The following is a 7,201-nucleotide window of genomic DNA, read 5'->3' as shown; positions in this document are numbered from 1 at the left end:
TGGTCTATGCGTAGCCTAAGAGATTGTGAGTCTCAACCGCATCGTTCGCGCAGCGTCTCCGCAGGAGAAGCGGTATCGACTCACCCGCTTTCCTCCCCCACCTGTTCCGAGGTGGGGGAGTCCCGCGGCTCTTTTGTTGAATTTGGCGGCCAGACTCGGGTGAACCAAAATAGATTGTTGCGCCAACGGCAGTGGCCCCTAACTTCCAAGCCTGTTCTACCTGTGCAAACATGAGTTGGTCGTAGCCGTTGGGATAGGTGAGGGTTTCGTTATGATTTAATTTGACAATGAAGGGGATGCGGTGGGCGTATTTGCGGGAAACCATCCCTAAAACCCCTAATGTGGTAGCAACGGCATTACAACCGCCTTCTAGGGCTAATCGGACAATATTATCCGGGTCAAAGTGCATGGGGTTGGGGGCGAATGATGCTCCTCCGGAATGTTCCACTCCTTGGTCAACAGGGAGAATGGAGAGATACCCCGTATTGGCCAAGCGTCCGGTGGAGTAGATTTGTTGGAGACTGCGGAGGACTTGGGGGGTGCGATCGCTATTGGTAAAAATGCGATCGACCACATCCCCACTGGGCAAATTTAACTGGTCTTGAGAGACTTTCGCCTCATAATTCAATAAATTATCCGCTTCATCTCCTAACCAATCCGTAATAGACTTGGGGGCTGTAAGGATACCTGTACCTGTCATAACCTAAATAATACTGCTTTGACTTCCTTTCTCCTCCATTGTTACTATTGCCTTGATCACGTGCCGTCCTTCGATGGAAGGTTTTTCGGTCATTTGATCCCAGCCTAACGTCTGATTTTTGCCCCTTTCAGGTTTCGTTTTACCCCATGAGTCCCGAACAACTGAATCTCTTTAATACTGAGCCCTCAGAACCGTCTAACCCTGCCCCAGAGGGAGATTTTAAACCCGATCGCATTCCCACCGATGCCCAAATTCCCATCCCTGCTCAGACCTATCCAACGATAGAGGCGTTAGCAGTTCACTGTAACCAATGTCAGCGTTGTGAGTTAGCCGCAAGTCGGACTAATGTGGTGGTAGGCCGGGGCAACCCCCAAGCGGATATTCTCATTGTTGGGGAAGGGCCAGGCCAACATGAGGATGAACAGGGATTACCCTTTGTGGGACGGTCTGGGCAATTATTAGACAAAATTCTCGCCTCCGTGGATTTAGACCCGGAGAAAGATGTCTATATCGCCAATATGGTGAAATGTTTGACCGCCGATACTCCAGTTTTGACGCGAGAGGGGTATAAAAATTTAGGTGCGATCGTTAAACAACGTTGGGCCGGCGAAGTCCTCAGTCTGACCCCCCAGAGAAAGCTCGTTTGGCGGTCTGTGACAGGGTGGTATCAGTCCCCCTTGGGGAGTCGCACCTTATACGAAGTGAAATATGCCGGACAAGAAGTAGGGTACACCGCCACCGGAGACCATCCCATTCTAACCCGTCGGGGCTGGATCGCCGTAGAAGACCTGCACCCCCAAGATTTAGTCGCCACCGGGACTCCCGTAGGAGAAACCCAAGTCTTACAAGGAGTCCGCAACACCCCCCCCATCTCCTCTCCTGCTCTAGTCGGCCAAAAAACCGACTGGCGACCCGTCACCAAAGAAAAAACCACACAACCCGCCAGCTATAGTCCAGTTTATTGTATTGATGTGGCCGAAACCGCCAATTTTGTCACCCCCGCAGGAGTCGTCCACAACTGTCGTCCCCCCAAAAATCGCACCCCCTCCAGCGAGGAAATTGCCGCCTGTAAACCCTATTTACTCGAACAAATTCGCCTCATTGACCCCAAAATTATCCTATTTACCGGGGCCACCGCTTATAAAGGCTTAACGGGTAAAAAACAAGGCATCACCAAGATTCGAGGTCAATGGTTAGAATGGGAGGGGAGACAGTGCATGGCCATTTTTCACCCCGCTTATCTCTTGCGTAACCCCTCACGGGAAAAAGGAAAACCAAAATGGTTAATGTGGCAAGATATCCAAGCCGTTTGCCAAAAATTAGCAGAACTTCGTGGAAATTCTTGATTTTTAGGGTTAGGAGAGATCACCTGAATGTTTATACCATCTTACTTTTCTTCCCCAAGCCCTAAGTATTTTTTCGGTTAAAATAAATAAGGTTTCCGTATTTCTTCGTAATTTACTCGGCTAACCTTGAATCGGTTTGTACAGGATAGAATAATAATAGAACCCTGTGCTATCAGCGATTTTAACTGAACTCAAGTTCGAGCTTGATTAAGTTAACATAAATAAAAACTGCAACCTAAGACAAGTTAGCACAAATTTCAGGGTGAGTACCATGTTAGATAAACTTCCCATTGAGGCTCAAGAATGGGCAGAGAAGTTACATTGGAAAGAACGAAGATATCTGCTTTCTTTATGCCATTTACTCTGTGCAGGTTCTCCGGAACTTCAAGCACAATTTCTTGATCAATATACAGCAGATGGGTTAATCGCTAAAATCATTCAAGATTATGATACACAAGCCAAAGTTAAACGGCATTTAGAGAGCTTTCATATTTATACTGACTTGAGTCCTAATGTCCTCAGAAAATATATTCGACAATTTTATATTCACTCTGCACAAGATGTCCGGAGAGAACCGGAAAAATTCTTAGAATCGGCTTTACGTTTAGTGGTTAGCCCAGAAGAAAAAAACTATGTTCTCAATTATATTTTAGGCTTTGAAATTATTAAAATGATCTTCAAAATGAGTTGGCTGCAACAGGAGCGATTTTATTCCCTCCAGCATAACCAAGAAGATTTTTATAATACTTACATCAAGCCCATTCAATATGCTCATAAAATTAATGGCATTATCCAACCCAAGGATAAAGAAATGTTTTTTGCCCAACGGAGTTATTTTGTGCAAAAGCCAGAGATTTCCGAGAAAAAAGTTTTAGAATTAATCATGGTGACATTCACCACCGATACTGTGAGTAATTTAGGGTTCTCCATTGTGCGAAATATTCGGCCTGTTCCCTTCGATTATGATTATATTTATCAACCCGAAGAACAACGGATTTTTAGTTAATTATTGGGAAATGGGGGGAGTGGGAATTAATCTGCCTTGGGTTGTAACCCAAGGCTAATAGCTAAAACCCGTTAAAAACGGTTTAAGAGAGCAACAAAGCTCTCGTTTGAGAGGCTTCGCTAACGGAGTGTTAGGTTGAAGAGTAGCGGCTGATAGCTGATGGCTAATAGCTGAATGCTTACGACAAATTAGGGTAGGATGGAATCTTGGAAACGAAAAACCCATACGATTACTGATTCAACTTGCTATGAGTAGCCACGCCAACGGAATTCCGCCCCATGGCGGTACGCTAATTAACCGCCTTGCCAGTGATGCAGAAAAAAAAGAATTTCTGGCTCAAGGAGAGCGTCTGCCCCGTGTTCAATTGGACGATCGCGCCTTCTCCGATCTAGTTATGATTGCCATTGGGGGATTTAGTCCGCTTACGGGTTTTATGGAACAAAACGACTATGAAACCGTAGTCACCGAGATGCACTTGGCCAACGGCCTCGCCTGGTCCTTACCCGTCACCTTATCCGTAAGTGAAGACGTGGCCAACTCCCTGAAAGAAGGCGAATGGGTCCGTCTCGACGACTCCCAAGGGCGGTTTGTCGGGGTATTAGAATTAACCCAAAAATATCGCTACAACAAAGCTCACGAAGCAACCAACGTTTATCAAACCGACGACGAGAAACACCCAGGGGTGAAAGTCATTTACGAAAAAGGAGACTATAACCTCGCAGGTCCGGTCTGGTTATTACAACGGGACCCCCACCCCCTATTCCCCAAATACCAAATTGATCCCGCCGAGTCTCGCCAACTATTCCAAGAACGGGGCTTAAAAACCATTGTAGGCTTCCAAACCCGCAACCCCATCCACCGGGCCCACGAATATATCCAAAAATGCGCCCTCGAAACCGTCGATGGCCTTTTTCTCCATCCCTTAGTGGGAGCAACCAAAAGCGATGATATCCCGGCAGATGTGCGGATGCGCTGCTATGAAATCATGATGGAGCGTTATTTCCCCCAAGAACGGGTAATTTTAGCCATTAACCCCTCAGCCATGCGTTATGCGGGACCGAGGGAGGCAATTTTTCACGCACTCATCCGTAAAAACTACGGGTGTACCCATTTTATTGTCGGTCGTGATCATGCGGGGGTTGGCGACTATTATGGGACCTATGACGCACAAAAACTCTTTGATGAATTCGATCCCGATGAGTTAGGGATTATTCCCATGAAGTTTGAACACGCTTTTTATTGTAAGCGGACGGGACAAATGGCTACCTCCAAAACCAGTCCGAGTAGTCCCGAAGAACGTTTACATTTATCGGGGACAAAGGTGCGGGAAATGTTACGACGGGGTGAGTTACCCCCCCCAGAATTCTCCCGGCCTGAAGTCGCCCAAGCGTTGGCTAATGCCATGAAGCAAACTTAATTTTTTGTGGGTTGTTGGTTGTTTGTGAACAAGGGAACAGGGAATAGGGAACAGGGAATAGGGAACAGGGAACAGTAATGTTGTTGGTTCTGGGTTCTTTGTTCCCCCCCATCTCCTCCATCTCCCCTATCTCCCCCATCTCCCAACTCCCAACTCCCAACTCCCAACTCCCGACGCTAAAAAATGAGTCCCTCGACCCAAAACCTGATACTCTGATAGCGGATGTCACCTCAACAATTGGTATGGGATTGGATCGGCGGACATTTTTACAACAGATGGCTTTGGCTCTCCTGAGTGGGGGAGCAGGGAATTTCTTGGCAGGAGCGCGAGGAAATTCCCTTTTAGGACGGCAAGCGACTCGCTACGGAACAGCACTGGCTGCTCCTGCTCCCCGTAAGTTAGCGTTGCTGGTGGGGATTAACCAGTATTCGTCGGGAAGTCGGTTGAAAGGGTGTGTCACGGATGTGGAACTGCAACGGGAGTTATTGCTCCATCGGTTTCAGTTTCGAGAGGAAGATATTGTTACGCTGACCAATCAACAAGCGACGCGAGAGGCCATTGAAACGACGTTTGTGGAACATCTCTTGCAACAGAGTGAGGCGGGGGATGTGGTGGTGTTCCATTTTAGTGGGTTTGGCAGTCAAGTCCAAGGGACGGAGCAAACGGCGGCGCAACGACAAGCGACGAGTGAGCAGGAGGAGGCGTTAAGTTCCTCGAAGGGGTCTCTGATGGCGAGTCTTGTTCCTTATGATGGTATGATTCCCACGAAGCGTGAGCCTGTGGCTAATGATTTGTTGGCGGAGACGTTGATTTTATTAGCGCGATCGCTGCCTACCCGAAATTGCACCTTTATCCTCGATACCAGTTTCGCTCCCATCGAAGACCCCTTACAAGGGAATTTACGCAGTCGCTCTTGTCCAGAAACGGCGAGAAAAAAACCGAGTCCGGAAGAATTAGCGTTTCAAGAGCAATTACCAGTCCGGTATAAATTGAATTTACCTACTCCCCCTCCCCAATGGTCCCAGGTGCCAGGACTGGTGTTAGGGGCCGCCCAAGAGAATGGAGTGGCGTTAGAGCAGCAATGGCGCGGTTTTAGTGCCGGGATGTTTACTTACGCGCTGACTCAGTATCTCTGGCAAGCGATGCCCTCCAATACGGTGTATCTCAGTCTCACCCGGGCCAGTGAACAGATGAGGCCGATGAGTAAACAGCAACCCTGTCTCATTAGTTCCTTAACGTCTCAGCAATCGTCGGCGCAAATGTATTTTACTACGCCGATCACAACCACGGGGGCTGAAGGGGTGATAACGGCGTTAGATGAGAAAAATGGGACGGTGACACTGCATTTAGGGGGGATTCCTGCTAAGGTGTGGCGAGCCTATAAAGCCAATTCTCGGTTTATGGTATTGACTGGGGAGGAGAGGTTAACGTTACGCTTGCGATCGCTGGATCAATTAAGCGGAAAAGCCCAATGGGTGGAGAGTGACCCCACTATTCTCCCAGAAGTGGGCCAACGGGTACAAGAAACCGTCCGCATTCTCCCCCGTAACTTGGGGTTGGTGGTGGCCTTAGATGAAAAGTTACAGCGTATTGAGCGCGTTGATGCCACCAGTGCCTTATCCAATATTTCGGCGGTATCTTCGATTATTTCGGCGGGAGAACAACAGGCCGATTATTTATTTACGAAGGGGCCGGGGAAAAAGGCTAAATCCTCTGGCCATAGTGGGGGGAGTCACTATAGTTTGTCCTCGGTGGGTGGGATGCTTCTCCCCCATACGCGGGGGGCCGTGGATGAGGCGGTGAAATCGGCGGTTAATCGACTGATTCCTACCTTAAAAACCCGTTTGGCGGCGAAAATGTGGGAGTTAACGGAGAATGAGGGATCGTCCCGTTTACCTGTGCGAATTACCCTAGGAATTCGACAACCGAAACCTTATACATTAATGGAACGGTGGACCAGGGGATTTGAACAACAAAATCGCCCCAATAAACAGAGTTTAGAACGGAGTACCTCTCCGGATTTAGTGAAAATTCCGGTGGGCAGTCAGTTGCAGTATGAAATTGAAAATCAGAGCGATGAGACGCTTTATGTGTTGTTGGTGGGATTGGATCCGGTGGGAAATGCGATCGCGCTCTACAATACCCCGGTGACTAGGGAAACAGAGGAAGGAGAGGAGAAAACGTTACAAAATACCCAACTTGCTCCCCAAACAACCCTAACCTTACCCCAATCCACGTCTTCTTTAAATGGATTTATTGCGGGATCAATTGGAATTTGTACCATGCAAGTAATTTGTAGTCAAGCTCCGTTTAAAGAAACGTTACAGCAATTAGCCCAATTATCTTCTCCTAAAGGGGAGGGCGATCGTTTAGTGGAATTAACTCAGCCACTTAATATTGCCAAATCCCTTTTACAAGATTTACACCAAGGCAGTGGTTTAGATGCAGAAACCATTGGGTTCGCTTCTGAAGATTATGCCCTAGATGTTAATAAATGGGCAACTTTTTCTTTAGTTTTTGAGGTAGTTTAAGGGTTGTTAGTTGTTGGTAAACAAGGGAACTCCGGAACTGGGAACAGGGAATAGGGAATAGGGAACTCCGGAACTGGGAACAGTAAACAGTAATGTTGTTTGTTCTGGGTTCTTTGTTCTTCCCCATCTTCCCCATCTCCCCCATCTTCCCCATCTCCCCTATCTTCCCTATCTCCCCTATCTCCCCCATCTCCCCTATCT

At 47.8% G+C, this 7,201-nt stretch carries 5 protein-coding genes and 2 pseudogenes; 5 read left to right on the top strand and 2 right to left on the bottom strand.

Annotated elements, in window-relative coordinates:
- Positions 1-124: 124 nt before the first annotated feature.
- Positions 125-700 (bottom strand): annotated as a pseudogene (locus PN462_RS08960) (class I fructose-bisphosphate aldolase); the annotation flags it as partial.
- Between the two features lie 146 nt (positions 701-846).
- Here PN462_RS08960 and PN462_RS23480 point away from each other — a divergent pair.
- The 5 genes and pseudogenes from PN462_RS23480 to PN462_RS08940 form a co-directional block, all read left to right on the top strand.
- Positions 847-1,449, top strand: a pseudogene (locus tag PN462_RS23480) (uracil-DNA glycosylase family protein); the annotation flags it as partial.
- A 3-nt stretch (positions 1,450-1,452) separates the two neighbouring features.
- The gene (locus tag PN462_RS23475) at positions 1,453-2,046 is read left to right on the top strand and encodes a uracil-DNA glycosylase (RefSeq protein ID WP_443029114.1); all 594 of its coding nucleotides are present in this window, start codon (positions 1,453-1,455) and stop codon (positions 2,044-2,046) included.
- Positions 2,047-2,317: 271 nt separating this feature from the next.
- Complete coding sequence (locus PN462_RS08950) at positions 2,318-3,052, top strand: cobyrinic acid a,c-diamide synthase (RefSeq protein WP_272127757.1); 735 nt, start codon at positions 2,318-2,320, stop codon at positions 3,050-3,052.
- 247 nt (positions 3,053-3,299) lie between these two features.
- Positions 3,300-4,469 carry a sulfate adenylyltransferase gene (gene sat / locus PN462_RS08945; RefSeq protein ID WP_272127755.1) on the top strand — a complete coding sequence of 390 codons (1,170 nt, stop codon included), beginning with the start codon at positions 3,300-3,302 and terminating at the stop codon, positions 4,467-4,469.
- 77 nt (positions 4,470-4,546) lie between these two features.
- On the top strand, positions 4,547-7,000 hold the full coding sequence (locus PN462_RS08940) for a caspase family protein (protein WP_272127754.1): 2,454 nt from the start codon (positions 4,547-4,549) through the stop codon (positions 6,998-7,000).
- Here PN462_RS08940 and PN462_RS08935 read toward each other — a convergent pair.
- Positions 6,997-7,201, bottom strand: a 205-nt coding sequence (locus PN462_RS08935; RefSeq protein ID WP_272127753.1) for a hypothetical protein, incomplete at its 5' end; no start/stop codon positions are given. The genes PN462_RS08940 and PN462_RS08935 overlap by 4 nt on opposite strands.

The organism is Spirulina sp. CS-785/01, from assembly GCF_028330525.1.
In the GTDB taxonomy this organism is placed as follows: Bacteria; Cyanobacteriota; Cyanobacteriia; order Cyanobacteriales; family Spirulinaceae; genus JAQMSD01.
The sequence above is the reverse complement of the archived record's forward strand: the minus strand, read 5'-3'. Positions and strand labels throughout refer to the sequence as shown.